The sequence below is a fragment of the Pantoea sp. XY16 genome, from assembly GCF_025153065.1.
Taxonomy (GTDB): domain Bacteria; phylum Pseudomonadota; class Gammaproteobacteria; order Enterobacterales; family Enterobacteriaceae; genus Pantoea; species Pantoea alfalfae.
Genome location: NZ_JANZNP010000012.1, coordinates 148,857 through 164,040, shown reverse-complemented (window position 1 = coordinate 164,040; position 15,184 = coordinate 148,857). Strand labels below are relative to the sequence as shown.

At 56.5% G+C, this 15,184-nt stretch carries 13 protein-coding genes; 6 read left to right on the top strand and 7 right to left on the bottom strand.

What is annotated here, in order from left to right:
* Nucleotides 1-157: 157 nt before the first annotated feature.
* The 4 genes from acrD (at nt 158) to N1689_RS17355 (ending at nt 5,558) form a co-directional block, all read left to right on the top strand.
* Nucleotides 158-3,274, top strand: coding sequence for a multidrug efflux RND transporter permease AcrD (gene acrD, locus N1689_RS17370; RefSeq protein ID WP_260059563.1), 3,117 nt, complete (start codon nt 158-160; stop codon nt 3,272-3,274).
* A gap of 575 nt (nt 3,275-3,849) precedes the next feature.
* Nucleotides 3,850-4,218, top strand: a complete 369-nt coding sequence (locus N1689_RS17365) for an ArsC family reductase (protein ID WP_161736417.1) — start codon at nt 3,850-3,852, stop codon at nt 4,216-4,218.
* Nucleotide 4,219: 1 nt separating this feature from the next.
* Nucleotides 4,220-5,347 (top strand): succinyl-diaminopimelate desuccinylase, encoded by a 1,128-nt coding sequence (gene dapE, locus N1689_RS17360; protein ID WP_161736416.1) that lies wholly within the window; start codon nt 4,220-4,222, stop codon nt 5,345-5,347.
* 22 nt (nt 5,348-5,369) lie between these two features.
* Nucleotides 5,370-5,558, top strand: coding sequence for a YpfN family protein (locus N1689_RS17355; protein WP_003848800.1), 189 nt, complete (start codon nt 5,370-5,372; stop codon nt 5,556-5,558).
* A gap of 31 nt (nt 5,559-5,589) precedes the next feature.
* On the opposite strand, the gene ypfH is transcribed toward N1689_RS17355, so the two are convergent.
* From ypfH to dapA, 6 genes are all read right to left on the bottom strand, one after another.
* Nucleotides 5,590-6,270, bottom strand: coding sequence for an esterase (ypfH, locus tag N1689_RS17350; RefSeq protein ID WP_161736415.1), 681 nt, complete (start codon nt 6,268-6,270; stop codon nt 5,590-5,592).
* A gap of 73 nt (nt 6,271-6,343) precedes the next feature.
* The gene (locus tag N1689_RS17345) at nt 6,344-8,317 is read right to left on the bottom strand and encodes a tRNA(Met) cytidine acetyltransferase TmcA (RefSeq protein WP_260059583.1); all 1,974 of its coding nucleotides are present in this window, start codon (nt 8,315-8,317) and stop codon (nt 6,344-6,346) included.
* A complete protein-coding gene (locus tag N1689_RS17340) occupies nt 8,317-9,183 on the bottom strand; it encodes a neutral zinc metallopeptidase (RefSeq protein ID WP_161736414.1) in 867 nt (288 codons plus the stop codon). Before N1689_RS17340 ends, N1689_RS17345 begins: the two co-directional genes overlap by 1 nt.
* A 140-nt stretch (nt 9,184-9,323) precedes the next feature.
* Nucleotides 9,324-10,037: a phosphoribosylaminoimidazolesuccinocarboxamide synthase gene (gene purC / locus N1689_RS17335; RefSeq protein ID WP_010260002.1), complete on the bottom strand. Its 714-nt coding sequence runs from the start codon at nt 10,035-10,037 to the stop codon at nt 9,324-9,326.
* Nucleotides 10,038-10,182: 145 nt separating this feature from the next.
* A complete protein-coding gene (gene bamC, locus N1689_RS17330; RefSeq protein ID WP_253419606.1) occupies nt 10,183-11,214 on the bottom strand; it encodes an outer membrane protein assembly factor BamC in 1,032 nt (343 codons plus the stop codon).
* Between the two features lie 14 nt (nt 11,215-11,228).
* Nucleotides 11,229-12,107, bottom strand: a complete 879-nt coding sequence (gene dapA / locus N1689_RS17325) for a 4-hydroxy-tetrahydrodipicolinate synthase (protein ID WP_161736412.1) — start codon at nt 12,105-12,107, stop codon at nt 11,229-11,231.
* 143 nt (nt 12,108-12,250) lie between these two features.
* Here dapA and N1689_RS17320 point away from each other — a divergent pair, with 143 nt between their 5' ends.
* Nucleotides 12,251-12,832 carry a glycine cleavage system transcriptional repressor gene (locus N1689_RS17320; protein WP_150012539.1) on the top strand — a complete coding sequence of 194 codons (582 nt, stop codon included), beginning with the start codon at nt 12,251-12,253 and terminating at the stop codon, nt 12,830-12,832.
* Between the two features lie 151 nt (nt 12,833-12,983).
* Entirely contained in the window at nt 12,984-13,451 is a 468-nt protein-coding gene (gene bcp / locus N1689_RS17315; RefSeq protein ID WP_010260016.1) for a thioredoxin-dependent thiol peroxidase, read from the top strand.
* 94 nt (nt 13,452-13,545) lie between these two features.
* Here bcp and N1689_RS17310 read toward each other — a convergent pair whose 3' ends face one another.
* Nucleotides 13,546-15,111 carry a sensor domain-containing diguanylate cyclase gene (locus N1689_RS17310; RefSeq protein ID WP_161736411.1) on the bottom strand — a complete coding sequence of 522 codons (1,566 nt, stop codon included), beginning with the start codon at nt 15,109-15,111 and terminating at the stop codon, nt 13,546-13,548.
* Between the last annotated feature and the right edge of the window lie 73 nt (nt 15,112-15,184).

The window sequence follows — 15,184 nt, the reverse complement described above, 5'->3', positions numbered from 1 at the left end:
ACATTTTCTCCTCAATTTCTCCACGATTTCCCCCGCTGCCGCACGTAGAGTAAATGGCGGCGGAAAATCGTGGCAAAAACCATCCGGTTTGTCGGCCAGTGCGCCCGTTGCCGGTGGGCCTGAACGCTTATGAAAGTCCCTGAGGAGTGTCGATTTAATGTCGAATTTCTTTATCGACCGTCCCATCTTTGCCTGGGTTCTGGCGATTCTGCTGTGCCTGTGCGGCACGCTTTCGATTATTTCGCTGCCTGTTGAACAGTATCCCGATCTGGCACCACCCAACGTGCGCATCACCGCCAACTACCCCGGCGCATCCGCCCAGACGCTGGAGAACACCGTTACTCAGGTTATCGAGCAGAACATGACCGGCATCGATAATCTGATGTACATGTCCTCGAACAGCAGCAACACGGGTCAGGCACAGATCACCCTCACCTTTACCGCCGGGACCAATCCCGATGAAGCCCGTCAGCAGGTTCAGAACCAGTTGCAGTCAGCGCTGCGCAAATTGCCGCAGGCGGTTCAGTCGCAGGGCGTAACGGTCAATAAAACCGGTGACAGCAATATTCTGATGGTCGCTTTCGTCTCAACCGACGGCAGTATGGATAAGCAGGATATTTCAGACTATGTCGCCAGTAATATTCAGGATCCGCTGAGCCGTATTGATGGTGTCGGCCAGGTAGACGCTTACGGCTCGCAATATGCGATGCGCATCTGGCTCGATCCTAACAAACTGATCGCCTACGCGCTGACCACCGACGATGTGGTCAGTGCAATTCAGTCGCAGAACACTCAGGTTGCCGTGGGTCAGGTCGGTGGTCTGCCATCCGTAGAGAAGCAGGCGCTGAACGCGACGGTGAATGCCCAGTCGATGCTGCAGACCCCCGGGCAGTTCCGGGCCATTACGCTGAAGAACAATCCCGACGGTTCTGTGGTGACGCTGGGGGATGTCGCCACCGTGGCGCTGGGCGCGGAGAAGTATGATTATCTGAGCCGCTATAACGGCCAGCCCGCGTCAGGCCTGGGCGTAAAACTTGCGTCCGGTGCCAACGAGATGAACACCGATAAGCTGGTCCGTGCACGTATAGAGGAGCTGTCGCACTACTTCCCGCACGGTCTGGAAGCGAAAATTGCCTATGAAACCTCGCCGTTCGTTAAAGCGTCGATCACCGATGTGGTGAAGACGCTGCTGGAGGCGATCGTGCTGGTCTTCGGCGTGATGTACCTGTTTATGCAGAACTTCCGTGCCACGTTAATCCCGACCATTGCCGTGCCGGTCGTGCTGTTCGGTACCTTCAGCGTGCTCTATGCCTGCGGGTTCAGTATCAATACCCTGACCATGTTTGCCATGGTGCTGGCGATAGGGCTGCTGGTAGACGATGCCATCGTCGTGGTGGAGAACGTCGAACGTATCATGCACGAAGAGGGGCTCTCGCCGCGTGCCGCCACGCGAAAATCGATGGGCCAGATTCAGGGCGCACTGGTCGGTATCGCGCTGGTGCTCTCTGCGGTGTTTGTGCCGATGGCATTTTTTGGCGGTACCGTCGGCGCGATTTACCGTCAGTTCTCCATCACCATTGTTTCGGCAATGGTGCTGTCGGTGCTGGTCGCGATGATCCTGACACCGGCGCTGTGTGCCACGTTGCTGAAACCCGTGGTGAAGGGCGAGCAGCCTGAGCGTCGCGGTTTCTTCGGCTGGTTCAATCGTCACTTCAATCGCAATGCTGACCGCTATCAGCGCGGCGTTGCAGGCATTCTGCGCAGGGGCGGTCGCTGGCTGCTGCTCTATCTCGGCATTATCGGCCTGATGGCGTTTCTGTTTCTGCGTCTGCCAACCTCGTTTCTGCCGCTGGAAGATCGCGGCGTCTTCCTGACTCAGGTTCAGCTTCCGGCGGGCGCAACGCTTGAGCAAACCGCCAGCGTGGTCGCGAAAGTTGAACACTATTATCTCACTGAGGAGAAGGCCAACGTGCTGTCGGTGTTCTCTACCATCGGGGCCGGCCCGGGCGGCAATGGGCAGAATGTGGCACGTCTGTTTGTGCGGCTGAAAGACTGGGAAGATCGGCCAGGTGCCGATCGCACCTCATTCGCCATTATCGATCGTGCGACTCAGGCGTTTCAGAAAATTAAAGAGGGGCGGGTGATTGCCAGCAGTCCGCCCGCCATTACCGGCATGGGCAGCAGCTCCGGCTTTGACATGCAGCTACAGGATCACGCGGGTATCGGTCATACGCAACTGATGGCGATGCGCGACAAACTGCTGGAGATGGCGGGCAACGATAAGTCGCTATCGCGGGTACGGCACAATGGACTGGATGACAGCCCGCAGCTGCAGATTGATGTGGATGCCCGCAAAGCGCAGGCGCTGGGCGTGTCGCTGGACACCATCAACGACACCCTGACTACCGCGTGGGGCTCCAGCTATGTGAATGACTTCCTGGATCGGGGGCGGGTAAAAAAGGTCTATGTGCAGGCCGCCGCCGAATTCCGCATGCTGCCGGACGACATCAACAAGTGGTACGTGCGCAACAGCAGCGGCAAAATGGTGCCCTTCTCCGCGTTTGCCACCAGCCGCTGGGAGACCGGTTCACCACGCCTTGAACGTTACAACGGCTATTCGTCGCTGGAGATTGTCGGCGAAGCGGCGAATGGCGTCAGCAGCGGTACGGCGATGGATGAAATGGAAAAGCTGGTCAATGCGCTGCCGCTGGGTGTCGGGTTCCAGTGGACCGGTGCTTCTTATCAGGAACGGCTCTCCGGCTCGCAGGCTCCAGCGCTTTATGCGATTTCGCTGCTGGTGGTGTTCCTCTGCCTGGCCGCGCTGTATGAGAGCTGGTCGATCCCGTTCTCGGTAATGCTGGTGGTGCCGCTGGGTGTGGTGGGCGCGCTTATCGCCACCTGGATGCGCGGGCTGGAGAATGATGTCTATTTCCAGGTTGGCCTGCTGACGGTCGTGGGGCTATCCGCCAAAAACGCCATCCTGATTGTTGAGTTTGCTAATGAGATTAACAGCAAAGGCCGTGAACTGGTGGAGTCCACGCTGGAGGCATCGCGTCAGCGTCTGCGGCCGATTCTGATGACCTCGCTGGCCTTTATTTTTGGGGTGCTGCCGATGGCAATCAGTAGCGGTGCAGGTTCCGGCAGCCAGCACGCCGTGGGAACCGGCGTGATGGGCGGGATGATCTCCGCCACGCTGCTGGCGATCTTTTTTGTGCCGCTGTTCTTTGTGCTGGTCCGCCGTCGCTTCCCGCTTAAAGAGAAACTGCACGACTAACGCTAAATAAAAAGCGGCCACTGAACTCAGTGGCCGCTTTATTTCTGTGTGTGGTAAGAATTCCAGCAAGTGGGAATGACCTGCTTTTTTCTGAGCGTATTACTTGTTGCGTAACATCGCTTCGATAAATTCTTTCCAGGTTCCCATTTCAGTGTCAATCATAATGCCCTCTCTTATTGTGCTGACAATATTACGCGCTTTTTTTAAGCAGGTGAATACGTTTACACCTGTTATACCTATCGGCAAGCCTCACAAAAACATGAATGTTGCTGATTCTGGAAGCTGACGCACATTTCAGCAACTCCTTAACCTCATTGAAAATAATTTATTTTAAGCCCAGCGGTAGACTATTTTATCAACATGGCGAAATTCTTAAGCACGCATCGATAAGCAGGGTAATAATTGCCTGCGTAATTGATAGCGTTTACCCGAGGGGAAATTAAGAGACGGGGTGCAGGATACCCGGCCTGATTCCCGCGCCAGCGCGGATGCCGCAACCGATTACACTATGCTAAACTCGCGCTTTGGCTGCTTTTTTCAGCTTTCTCTTCTCACAGGATAATAAGGATCGGGCAATGAGCACGCAGTGGGTGATGTTCGGGATTAAAAATTGCGACACCATAAAAAAAGCCCGGCGCTTTTTGACAGATGCAGGTATTGATTATCACTTTCACGACTACCGTGCCGATGGCCTGAGCGATGCCCTGCTGCAGGAATTTATCGATGCGCTGGGCTATGAAGCCCTGATTAACACACGCGGCACGACCTGGCGTAAACTGCCCGAGGCTGATCGTGAAGCGGTTAACGATGCCAGCAGCGCCAGGGCGCTGATGCTGGCGCATCCCGCCATGATTAAGCGTCCGCTGTTGCGCACCCCGGATGGCTCCCTGCTCGCCGGTTTCAGCGAAGCCACCTATCAGAATGCTATTCAGGAGAAGTCATAATATGTTTTGCCCGGTCATTGAGCTGACGCAGCAGCTTATTCGTCGCCCCTCTCTCAGCCCCGATGATGCCGGATGTCAGGCTCTGCTGATCGCCCGTCTTGAAGCCATTGGCTTTAAGATTGAAACGATGAACATCGACGATACCCTGAATTTCTGGGCCACCCGTGGCGAAGGTGAAACGCTGGCGTTTGCCGGTCACACCGATGTGGTGCCGCCTGGCGATGCCAGTCGCTGGATCAACCCGCCATTTGAACCGACCATCCGCGATGGCATGCTGTTTGGCCGTGGCGCGGCTGATATGAAAGGCTCGCTGGCGGCCATGGTGGTGGCCGCCGAACGTTTTGTGGCGGTGCGTCCCCATCACCGGGGCCGCCTCGCCTTTATGATTACCTCTGATGAAGAGGCCAGTGGGACCAACGGCACGGTTAAAGTGGTTGAGCGGCTGATGGCGCGTCGCGAACGCCTGGACTATTGCCTGGTCGGCGAGCCTTCCAGTACGGAAGTCGTCGGTGACGTGGTGAAGAATGGCCGGCGCGGCTCAATTACCGCCAACCTGACGGTACACGGTGTGCAGGGCCACGTCGCCTATCCGCATCTGGCGGATAATCCGGTTCACCGGGCGATGCCTGCGCTGACTGAGCTGGTCGCGACGGAGTGGGATCAGGGAAATGAGTTCTTCCCGGCCACCAGCATGCAGATTGCTAATGTCCAGGCGGGCACCGGCAGCAACAATGTGATCCCCGGCGAGCTGTTTGTGCAGTTCAACTTCCGCTTCAGCACCGAACTCACCGATGAGATGATCCGTCAGCGGGTCGCAGAGTTGCTGGATCGTCATCAGCTGCGTTACACCATCGAGTGGAAACTTTCGGGGCAGCCCTTCCTGACCTCACGCGGTAAGCTGGTGGATGCCGTCGTGAAAGCTGTAGCGCACTATAATGAAATTAAGCCGCAGCTGCTGACCACGGGCGGCACCTCTGATGGCCGGTTTATAGCCCGGATGGGCGCGCAGGTGGTGGAGCTGGGGCCGGTGAATGCCACCATTCACAAAATCAATGAGTGTGTGAAAGCCTCCGACCTGCAGATGCTGAGCCGGATGTACCAGCGCATCATGGAACAACTGATCGCCTGACGGCGATGTTAAGGAGCATCAAATGGAATTTATTAAAGATTACTGGTGGATCCTGGTGATCCTGCTGATGGTTGGTGTGTTGATGAATGTTTATAAAGATCTGAAACGCATCGATCACAAAAAATTTATGGATAACAAACCTGACCTGCCACCGCATCGTGATTTCAACGATAAATGGGATGACGACGACAACTGGCCGAAGAAGAAGTAAATGAAAAAGCCCCTGCACTGCAGGGGCTTTTTTACATCATCACGATAACGTCATCGTCACCCGGTTTTGCGCCGCTTAACGCCTCATCAAAGTAGCGTTTTGGCACCGTATAGCGCAGATGATTCAGCGCCAGCTCCATGCTGCGGTGATCGATGGCATGCGCCAGATCGTCAACGATATCGAGTGTCACGTCGCCACCGCAGGCGGTCAGCCGCTGTTCCGCCTCCCGGGCATGGTGAAGCGGGATCTGTTCATCATAATCACCGTGGATCAGGTGAATCGTGGTGCGGGTAGTGGCCTTTTCCGGCAGGGTAATAAATCGGCCATTAAACACCACTGCGCGACCTGCCAGGTCCGGATGGGCTTTAACCCCTTCCAGCACCATACTGCCGCCCTGCGAAAAACCGATTAAGGCTGTCGCTTCCGGCCGCACGCCGCTCTTTTTCTGCCAGTGACGCACCGACGCAACAAACTGCGGCATTGCCGCATCAACCCGCTGCTGGATAGTCTGATCGTGCAGGTCAGTCTCGCCAAACCACTGACGAACCACGCCGGGTGAACCGACGGAAACCACCAGCGCGTCGGGAAAAGTTTTCGCAAACCAGTTGCCAATCTCACCCATTGAATCCGGGTTGTCGCCAACGCCGTGATAGAGCAGAAACAGCTGTGCGGTGGTGGCAGGCTGTTGAACGATTACATATTTCAGTGTCATGTTGACCTCCTGTGTTCACTCTACGCCGCCTGGCACAAAATGATATGGGGATAATTTGAACCAGCTGGTCGAATTATTTCAACGGCAGATGCAGCGCGTCAGCAGTAACGCCCAGGCTTTCGAGGGCTGAAGCCGCCTGCTGACGTAGCTTAGCTATCAGCGCTTTGCGGCCGCTTAAGCCCGCCTGCCGGGCCAGGTCGCTTAGCGCATCAGGTGCAGCAACCGCGGAGGCCAGCAGCGGTACGGAGACGGCACTGGACTCAACCAGGCGCTGCAATACCGGCAGGCTCGCCTCCAGTGGCCGCTGCGCCCAGGCGAAACCGATGGCCAGATGGTTATCCTGAGCGATCAATCCATCATCTGTGGTCTTATCAAACTGCAGTTCCAGCGCGATATGCTGTTGCAATCGCGGCCAGTCACGCGCCAGCTGTTCTGCTGCCCGGCGCGTCAGTGCCTCACCCGCAGCAGAACAGGGCAATATGGCCATCGCCGCGTAACAGCCGCTGCTGGCTTCGCGCTGACTGCCAATCCGCACCAGAGCAAAGCCACAGGCACGCCAGAACGCCCAGAGTGATTCAGTGTAGCCGAAGCTGACAGAGAGGTAGTCGTGATCGGCAGCCGCATTAACCGCCGCCGCAACAAGCTGCTGTCCGGTTCCCCGACGACGGCTCTCCGCCGCCACGGCAATCCGGCTGATGCGCTGCGAGCGCAGGGTTGCCGCCTCAGCCAGACCGGCGTGGGCTGCCAGCGACTGCGCAACCAGATTGCCGCGCGGTCGCCGGATGCCCGCCCAGACCGCCTGCGCCAGCTCAGGTTCAAGACCGCCCTCCTCCACCAGCCAGAGCGCGCCCTGTAACGCAGGTGCATTGCCCGCCCGCCACAGCTGCATACCTGGTGCATCCAGCAGGCGGCGCAGATCAAGCGGCGACGTGCGATAGTGCGCGCTGGTGAGCAGACGGTAAGCGGCTTCAAGCGCGCTGAAATCGTGACGTTCAACACGATGCGGTGTTACCAGAGTATCAGGCGCACTGGCGCGGGCATCGTCAAACAGCAGCGCCTGATTCAGCCACTGCTCCAGCGGATCAAAACGCGACCAGCGTAGCGGCTCATCCAGTGTGAAATAGTGAACCCCGGTAAGCCCGGCGCAGAATTTAAGGATAAAGCCGCGCCCGCTGCCTTCATAGCCCTGAACGGTGGTGGTGAGCAATATGCGGGGATAGCGGCTGACCAGCGCCTGCAGCAGCGGGGCCGGGATCGCCGCGGCTTCATCCACAATCAGCCACTCCGCCGGTGGCGGCGTCTCCTGCGCCAGCAGTGCATCAGGTGCCATAAAGTGAAAATGCTCAGCGGCAAAAGCAGCCAGCACCTCTGTTGAGGCTTTGGCCGGTGCCGTCACCAGGCAATGTCTGTTTTGCCGGGCCAGCATTCCCGCCAGCGCCGATTTACCCCGTCCACGGGCAGCGGTCAGTACGGCGATACCCGAGGGCAGCGCGATCAGCTTATCGAGGATCGCCTGCTGCTGCTGTGGTGCCTGACAGTGCCACTGCGGCCAGTCCGGCTGCGCCGGAAAACGGCAGGGCTGATGCTGCCGCTCCAGCAGCACCTGGTCATCCGCCAGGATCAGCTGTTGCAGGTGGTGAACAAAATGAGGGGTTGAGATGGGTTCAGCGACGTCCGCCCAGCGCAGGCTGTCGCTGTCAGGCTGTTGCGGCCACGCTTGCCAGGGCGGCACCAGCAGCAGCAGCCAGCTACCGGCGGTCAGCGTACCGGCCAGCGCAGCGAAAGCCTCGGCATGAAAGCCCTGGCGTGCATCGAATATCGCATGATGGAACTCGCGTCCCAGCAGCGTGCGTACCGCGCCAGGCGGCCTGTGCAGAGCTGACTCGTCAGATGAAGCAGAAAATAGTGGCGCCGGACTCAGCGCCAGCCAGTCGCCTGGCAGCGCTTCACGCCACGCCGCAGCCCGATCTAAGCACCAGGCCGGGTCGCCGCTGATGACTGCCAGACGACGCACACCGGCCTGTTGCATAAGCTGCGTTGGGTTCATCAGTTGCTGGCGAAGGTGTTGCACTGTCCTGGATCGCCACCATCAAACCCGCGCTTAAACCAGGTGTAGCGCTGCTCAGAAGTACCGTGGGTGAAGCTGTCCGGCACGACGCGGCCCTGACCTTTCTGCTGCAGACGGTCATCGCCAATCGCCTCAGCGGCATTCAGCGCTTCCTGCAGATCGCCTGCTTCAAGAACGTTTTCCTTCTGCATATAGTGTCCCCAGACACCCGCAAAACAGTCCGCCTGCAGTTCCATTTTGACGGAGAGCTGATTCACCTGCTTCTCGCTGGCACCCTGCTGCATTTCACGCACTTTCGGCTCAATGCCCAGCAGTTTCTGGACATGATGGCCAACTTCATGCGCGACGACGTAGCCCTGGGCGAAGTCACCGCCTGCACCCAGCTTAGTTTTCATCTCGTCATAGAAAGAGAGGTCGATGTAGACGGTCTGATCGGCAGGACAGTAGAACGGTCCCATCACAGACTGTCCGGTTCCGCAGCCGGTGCGGGTTGCACCGCGATACATCACCAGCTTCGGCGCCACATACTGTTTGTTCATCTGCTGGAACAGTTTGCCCCAGGTGTCTTCCGTTGTAGCCAGGATCACTTTCGTGAATTTCGCGGCCTCGTCATCATTGGCACTGACGCTGCGCTGTTGCTGCTGGCTGGTCGGTGCGACGTCCCCCCCCGTCAGCAGTCCGGTCAGGTCATATCCGTAATAACCGGCGACTGCCACCACGATCAGCAATACGATACCGCCTTTGCCACGCGGCAGACGAATCTGGCGGCCTCCGCCACCTAAACCGGACGATTGATCGCGACGGTCCTCTACATTGTCGCTTTCGCGACGCCCTTGCCAGCGCATGCTGTATTCCCTCAGTCATTTTTCAGATGGCATGATTTTAGTTGTGTGACGGGGCAATCACCAGCTTTACCCTGAAATGAAAAAAGGAGAGCCGGGGCTCTCCTTGTTCTGTGTGCTTTCTTTCTGCGCTGCAGGCAAACTCAGTCGAGTTTCACACCAAGCCGCTGTGCCACGGCTTCATAGGCTTCAACCACGCCGCCAAGGCTCTGACGGAAACGGTCTTTGTCCATTTTATCCAGCGTCTCTTTATCCCACAGGCGTGCACCGTCTGGCGAAAACTCATCGCCCAGCGTCACTTCGCCGTTAAACAGACCAAATTCCAGTTTGAAGTCGACCAGAATCAGGCCCGCATCGTCGAACAGTTTGCTCAGCACCTCGTTGGCTTTAAAGGTCAGCTCCTGCATCCGCGCCAGGTTCTGTTTGCTGACCCAGCCAAAGGTTTCGCAGTAAGATTCGTTGACCATCGGGTCGTGTTTTGCATCATCTTTCAGGAAAAGATCAAACAGCGGCGGATTGAGCACAATGCCCTCTTCCACGCCCAGACGCTTTACCAGCGAGCCTGCGGCACGGTTACGCACCACGCACTCAACCGGCACCATCTCCAGCTTCTTCACCAGCGCTTCGGTATCGGACAGCAGCGCTTCCATCTGGGTCGGGATACCTGCTTCCTGCAATTTGGTCATAATGAAGTGGTTAAACTTGTTGTTAACCATTCCTTTGCGATCAAACTGCTCGATTCGGGCACCATCACCTGCTGACGTATCGTTGCGGAATTCGAGTATCAGCAGATCCGGGTTATCGGTGCTATATACAGTTTTCGCTTTACCGCGATACAACTCAGCTCGCTTTTGCATCTTGTTCACTCCAGACTTGAAATAACGGGTGTTCAGCGACCAGTGCCGCTGCGGCGATTGCCTTGACGCAATCGTTTACTTCGCCGCGCGCTAGTATGCCAAAAACAAAATAAAAAGGCCGGAGAATCTCCGGCCTGAGGCAACTTTATTTGTTCAGCGCCGCCTGGAACACGGCCACCAGCGCATCGTTCTGCGACTGGGTCAGCACATGTCCTTTCGGGTCGATGAATTGCAGGCTGGTGCGGTTGTCGAGATCGCCGACCTGCACTTTGTAATCACCGTTTGGTAATTCCGGATCTTTTGCACCCACTGAATCCCAGTCGCTGCTGCCCGGTGACTTGTAAGTCACCTTCATACTGCCGGTTGAGCGGGTGGTATCGGTCACTTCCATTCCAACGCGTTTCATCGCATCTGGTAAACGCTGCCATGCCACATTGTATGGCGTACGCAGAATCAGCATGGGCAGACCGGTGTCATCTGCGCCGCTCTGCACATCAATAGCACCACTTACCCGACCTGATGCCGCGTTTTCACTGGCGGTATCAATTTTGTCCAGACCGCTGCTGATTTCATTCATCATCTGCGCGGTGTAACGCTGGATCTGCACAGGCGACGTAATGGTTTTACCATCCTGCTGCAGCTCCAGCAGGCGCACGGTAAGCTGCTGCTGATAGCTCTGCGACTGCACGCTGATCTGATAGCGGCCACGATACTGCTGATCTTCATCAGCACGGTTCCACTGCACCCAGTCGGTCGTCAGCTGCTGACCGGCATCGTTACGTGAAGCAATCGGGAATTTGTTTGACTCAACGACGTTAACGACCCGTGACCAGACTGAACCGCGGCTGTTGTCGATCATCAGCGCACCGGTATTGTTGCTGAACTGCGCGCGGGTCCCGTTCATCAGCGCCAGCGGCTGGGCTGGCGGACGGATGTCGAGCTGCTTGCCGGTTGGTGCCTGGCTGCTGGTGCGCGGCACATCATAGTCACCACGCTGAACCGGCAGGATCATACCGGCTGGTGCTTTCAGTTCACTTAACTGGCTGGCTTCAAGATAAGATTCGTCACCGCTGACCTGGCGCTTATAACGCTGATCGCTTGAACAGGCCGACAACAGCATCAGAGTAGAAAGCCCGACTACTGTGGCTACTGTTGACCGCTTTACTGAGTAATTCATTCAAACTCCCTAAATTATCGCAAACCCGCTTTCACCAGCGCCTGCTCCACTTTCGGCTGGCCGGCTGCAGTCAGTGGCGTCATTGGCAGACGCAGCGTGTCGTTAGCGATTAATCCTAGCTGTTTCGCAGCCCATTTCACCGGGATAGGATTGGGTTCACAGAAAAGCGTCTGGTGCAGGTGCATCAGACGCTGATTCAGGCGGCGTGCCTCAACGAAATTGCCCTGCTGTGCGAGTTGACACAGCTCGACCATCTCACGTGCAGCCACATTTGCGGTCACCGAAATGACGCCTTTGCCGCCCAGTTGCATAAAGTCCAGCGCAGTCGCGTCATCGCCACTCACCAGAATAAAGTCTTCATTAACCAGCTCTTGGATCTGACTAACCCGCGATAAGTTCCCGGTTGCCTCTTTGATTCCGATAATATTTTTAATTTCGGCCAAGCGGGCAACGGTTTCCGGCAGCATGTCACAACCGGTACGCGAGGGAACGTTATACAGCATCTGCGGCAGGCTGGTGCTATTCGCAATCGCTTTAAAGTGCTGGAACAGCCCTTCCTGCGTCGGACGATTGTAATAAGGCGTCACGGTCAGGCAACCCACTACGCCGGAATTTTCAAAACGCTTCGTCAGAGAGATGCCTTCAGCGGTGGCATTTGCACCGGTTCCGGCAATCACCGGAATACGGCCATCGGCCAGTTCCAGGGTCAGCATCACCACATCACCATGTTCTTCATGGCTCAGGGTTGCAGATTCGCCTGTGGTGCCGACGGAAACGATCGCCGCGGTGCCGCTGGCGACGTGATAATCAATCAGTTTTTTCAGACTCAACCGGCAGACATTACCGCTGTCATCCATTGGCGTAACGAGTGCAACAATACTTCCCGTAAACATTGGCGATCCCCTCGACAAACAAGTGCTTCATGGTACGTTTTACACTTAGGGAAAAGCAAGCAAGCCACGCCATTCCCGCGCTTGTCAGCAGTTTTTTTTATGTTTACCTTATGGTTATTAGCGAAAGCAGAGGAAAAGCCATTTTGCCGCAATCTCAGCCCCATCATCTGGTGATCACCGCGCTCGGTGTTGACCGGCCGGGTATCGTCAATACGATTACCCGACACGTCAGCAGCTGCGGTTGCAATATTGAAGATAGCCGTCTTGCCATGCTTGGGGATGAGTTCACCTTTATCATGCTGCTGTCGGGCAGCTGGAACGCAATTACGCTGATTGAATCGACGCTGCCGCTGAAAGGCGCAGAGCTGGAGCTGCTTATCGTCATGAAGCGCACCAACGCCGGGGTTCGTCCGCCGATGCCCGATACCGCGTTCATTCAGGTGGAAGTGGCCGACTCGCCGCATATTATTGAACGCTTTACCGATCTTATTGATAAGCATCAGATGAATGTGGCCGAACTGGTGTCGCGTATCACACCCGCGCAACACAATTTGCCACCAACGCTCTATATTCAAATGACCGCCCACAGTCCGACACGAACCAGTGGCACCACTTTTGAGCAGGCTTTTAATACCCTGTGTCAGGAGCTGAATGCGCAGGGAACGCTGCGTCTCTACAGTGTGTCTGACGCCGACAGCAGCGAATCTGTCAGCGCGGTACGCTAAGCTTTAGTTAATAAACCGGAGCTATTTCTCCACATGCCTGACGCGTGATCGGCTATGTGGTGAAATACCCCCTGATGGTAATGTTCCCTCTGGTCGTTTCGGCCCGGATGGTGTATTACCCACAGCCTGAATAAGAAAATGGAGAGATGTGATGAATCCACTGAAAGCCGGAGATACTGCACCTGCATTTAGCCTGCCCGACCAGGACGGCGAACACGTGAATCTGACCGACTTCCAGGGACAGCGCGTTCTGGTGTACTTCTACCCGAAAGCGATGACGCCAGGCTGTACCGTGCAGGCGTGCGGTCTGCGTGACAACATGGATGAGTTGAAAAAAGCGGGCGTGGAAGTCCTGGGTATCAGCACTGACAAACCGGAAAAACTGTCAAAGTTTGTCGAAAAAGAGCTGCTGAACTTCACACTGCTGTCAGATGAAAATCATGAAGTCTGCCAGGCGTTTGGCGTCTGGGGTGAAAAAACCTTTATGGGGAAAACCTATGACGGCATTCATCGCATCAGCTTCCTGATTGACGCTGAAGGCAGGATTGAGAAAGTGTTTGATAACTTTAAGACCTCGAATCACCACGACATGGTGCTGGATTACGTTAAGTCAGCCTGATGTTGAGGGGCGCGGTAGCCCGACCACCGCGCCCTGCTTATCTTCTTTCCTTTCACGCTTCCCTGCCGTAAAAAAATATCCGCTATTTGTGTGATTAAGCTGCGGCTACGATAACGCAGTTTCGCCCGGCATTTTTCGCCGCGTAGAGCGCCGCATCCGCCTGTTTCAGACTCGTTTCCAGCCCGGTATCCTGGGTGCCATTCCATGCCGCAACGCCAATAGACAAGGTAATTCGTCCTACATCCGTAAGCCAGGCTTCGGCAATACCCAGCCGTACGCGCTCTGCGATGATCTGTGCCTCATCCAGGGCCGTGCCCGGCAGCAGCATCAGAAACTCCTCTCCGCCGTTGCGACACACCACATCAGACTGACGGGCGCTGGCACGCAGCGTGCTCGCCACCTGTTGAATCACCCGGTCACCGACATCATGACCCCAGCTGTCGTTGACGTTTTTGAAGTGGTCGATATCCAGAGCCAGCACCGAGAAAGGCTGGCGCAACGTACGGTAATACTCCAGCACCGCGTTCAGACCACGGCGATTGAGCAACTGGGTCAGCGGATCGGTCTGCGCTTCCGAGCTAAGACGGCCAATCTTGTCCTGCACCAGACTAATACCAGTGAGCAGTGCACGTTTGACCTGAGCCGCCTCAAAATACCAGGCGGTGATGCCACCAATCTCTTTTGATACCCCCTGCGCATCCATCCGGCTGGCTTTGCGGGCCAGCTGGAAGAGTGGTCGGGCTATCAGCCGCGCCAGAACCACGGCTACCAGCAGAGTCAGCAGCGCAAACGGCACCGAGTTTGTCAGGACTTTTATTAACAGGCCCGACAGCGGATCCAGCGTGACGTTAATCGGCTTGAGCGCCACCACCGTCCAGCCGGTAGTCGGCACGATCGCAAAGCCCGCCAGCTGAGCTGACTCACCCGGACCGGCAAGCATCAGCGAGCCATTGGTCTGCTCATCGCGTGGACTGACGATGGCCGGCAGCGTTTTACCCACCAGTTGCCGGTTCGGGTGATACAACACTTCATTATTGCTGTCGAGCACATAGACCGTAGTGCCATCCCGGTAAAACTGCTCACCCAGCAGCGCATTCAGAATGCTTTTTTTCTTCAGATAGATGGTGCCGCCGATGTAGCCCAGATAGTCGCCATCGGCACTCCAGACAGGCCAGGAGACAAACACCAGCAAATTGTTGGCGGCAGAAAGGGTGGGTTTACTGATGCCTGGCTGGCGCAGGGTCAGCGCTTCCCGTGAGGCGTCGCTGGTCAGGTGCATGCCTTTCAGGGGCAACGACTCAGGCGAAATCGCTTTGATCACGCCCTGCGCATCCACTATCGCCACTGAGTTGAAACTGCTGGTCTGCTCGCGCAGGCGGCTGACTTCGCTTTCCAGCAGCGCCTCATTATTAAAGTCGCGGCTGAGCTGATTTGCGCTGTAGTGCAGCTGTGACTGCGCCAGCTGAAAGAAAATCTCACTGGTTGAGGCCAGCTTGGCGGCATAGGCCCGGTTGGCCTCAAGCGTGGTGTCAATCAGCACCTGGCGCTGAACCCGCCAGGTGGCATAAAGCGTATTCGCGAGCGTGATAACAATGCTGACAATCACCAGCAGGGCGATCAGATTGCGCAAATCGGCCTTGGGCCGAAAGAGCTTTAGCATGGCGTCGCCGCCCTGGAGATAAATGTCATGTCGTCAATGCCTGATTATTTTTTTAATGTGTGCCAGAAGCCCT

Coding starts and splice junctions, on each gene's coding strand:
- acrD (WP_260059563.1), top strand. CDS start 158: ATGTCGAATTTCTTTATCGACCGTCCCATCTTTGCCTGGGTTCTGGCG.
- dapA (WP_161736412.1), bottom strand. CDS start 12,107: ATGTTTACGGGAAGTATTGTTGCACTCGTTACGCCAATGGATGACAGC.
- N1689_RS17355 (WP_003848800.1), top strand. CDS start 5,370: ATGGAATTTATTAAAGATTACTGGTGGATCCTGGTGATCCTGCTGATG.
- dapE (WP_161736416.1), top strand. CDS start 4,220: ATGTTTTGCCCGGTCATTGAGCTGACGCAGCAGCTTATTCGTCGCCCC.
- N1689_RS17340 (WP_161736414.1), bottom strand. CDS start 9,183: ATGCGCTGGCAAGGGCGTCGCGAAAGCGACAATGTAGAGGACCGTCGC.
- N1689_RS17345 (WP_260059583.1), bottom strand. CDS start 8,317: ATGAACCCAACGCAGCTTATGCAACAGGCCGGTGTGCGTCGTCTGGCA.
- ypfH (WP_161736415.1), bottom strand. CDS start 6,270: ATGACACTGAAATATGTAATCGTTCAACAGCCTGCCACCACCGCACAG.
- purC (WP_010260002.1), bottom strand. CDS start 10,037: ATGCAAAAGCGAGCTGAGTTGTATCGCGGTAAAGCGAAAACTGTATAT.
- N1689_RS17365 (WP_161736417.1), top strand. CDS start 3,850: ATGAGCACGCAGTGGGTGATGTTCGGGATTAAAAATTGCGACACCATA.
- bamC (WP_253419606.1), bottom strand. CDS start 11,214: ATGAATTACTCAGTAAAGCGGTCAACAGTAGCCACAGTAGTCGGGCTT.
- bcp (WP_010260016.1), top strand. CDS start 12,984: ATGAATCCACTGAAAGCCGGAGATACTGCACCTGCATTTAGCCTGCCC.
- N1689_RS17310 (WP_161736411.1), bottom strand. CDS start 15,111: ATGCTAAAGCTCTTTCGGCCCAAGGCCGATTTGCGCAATCTGATCGCC.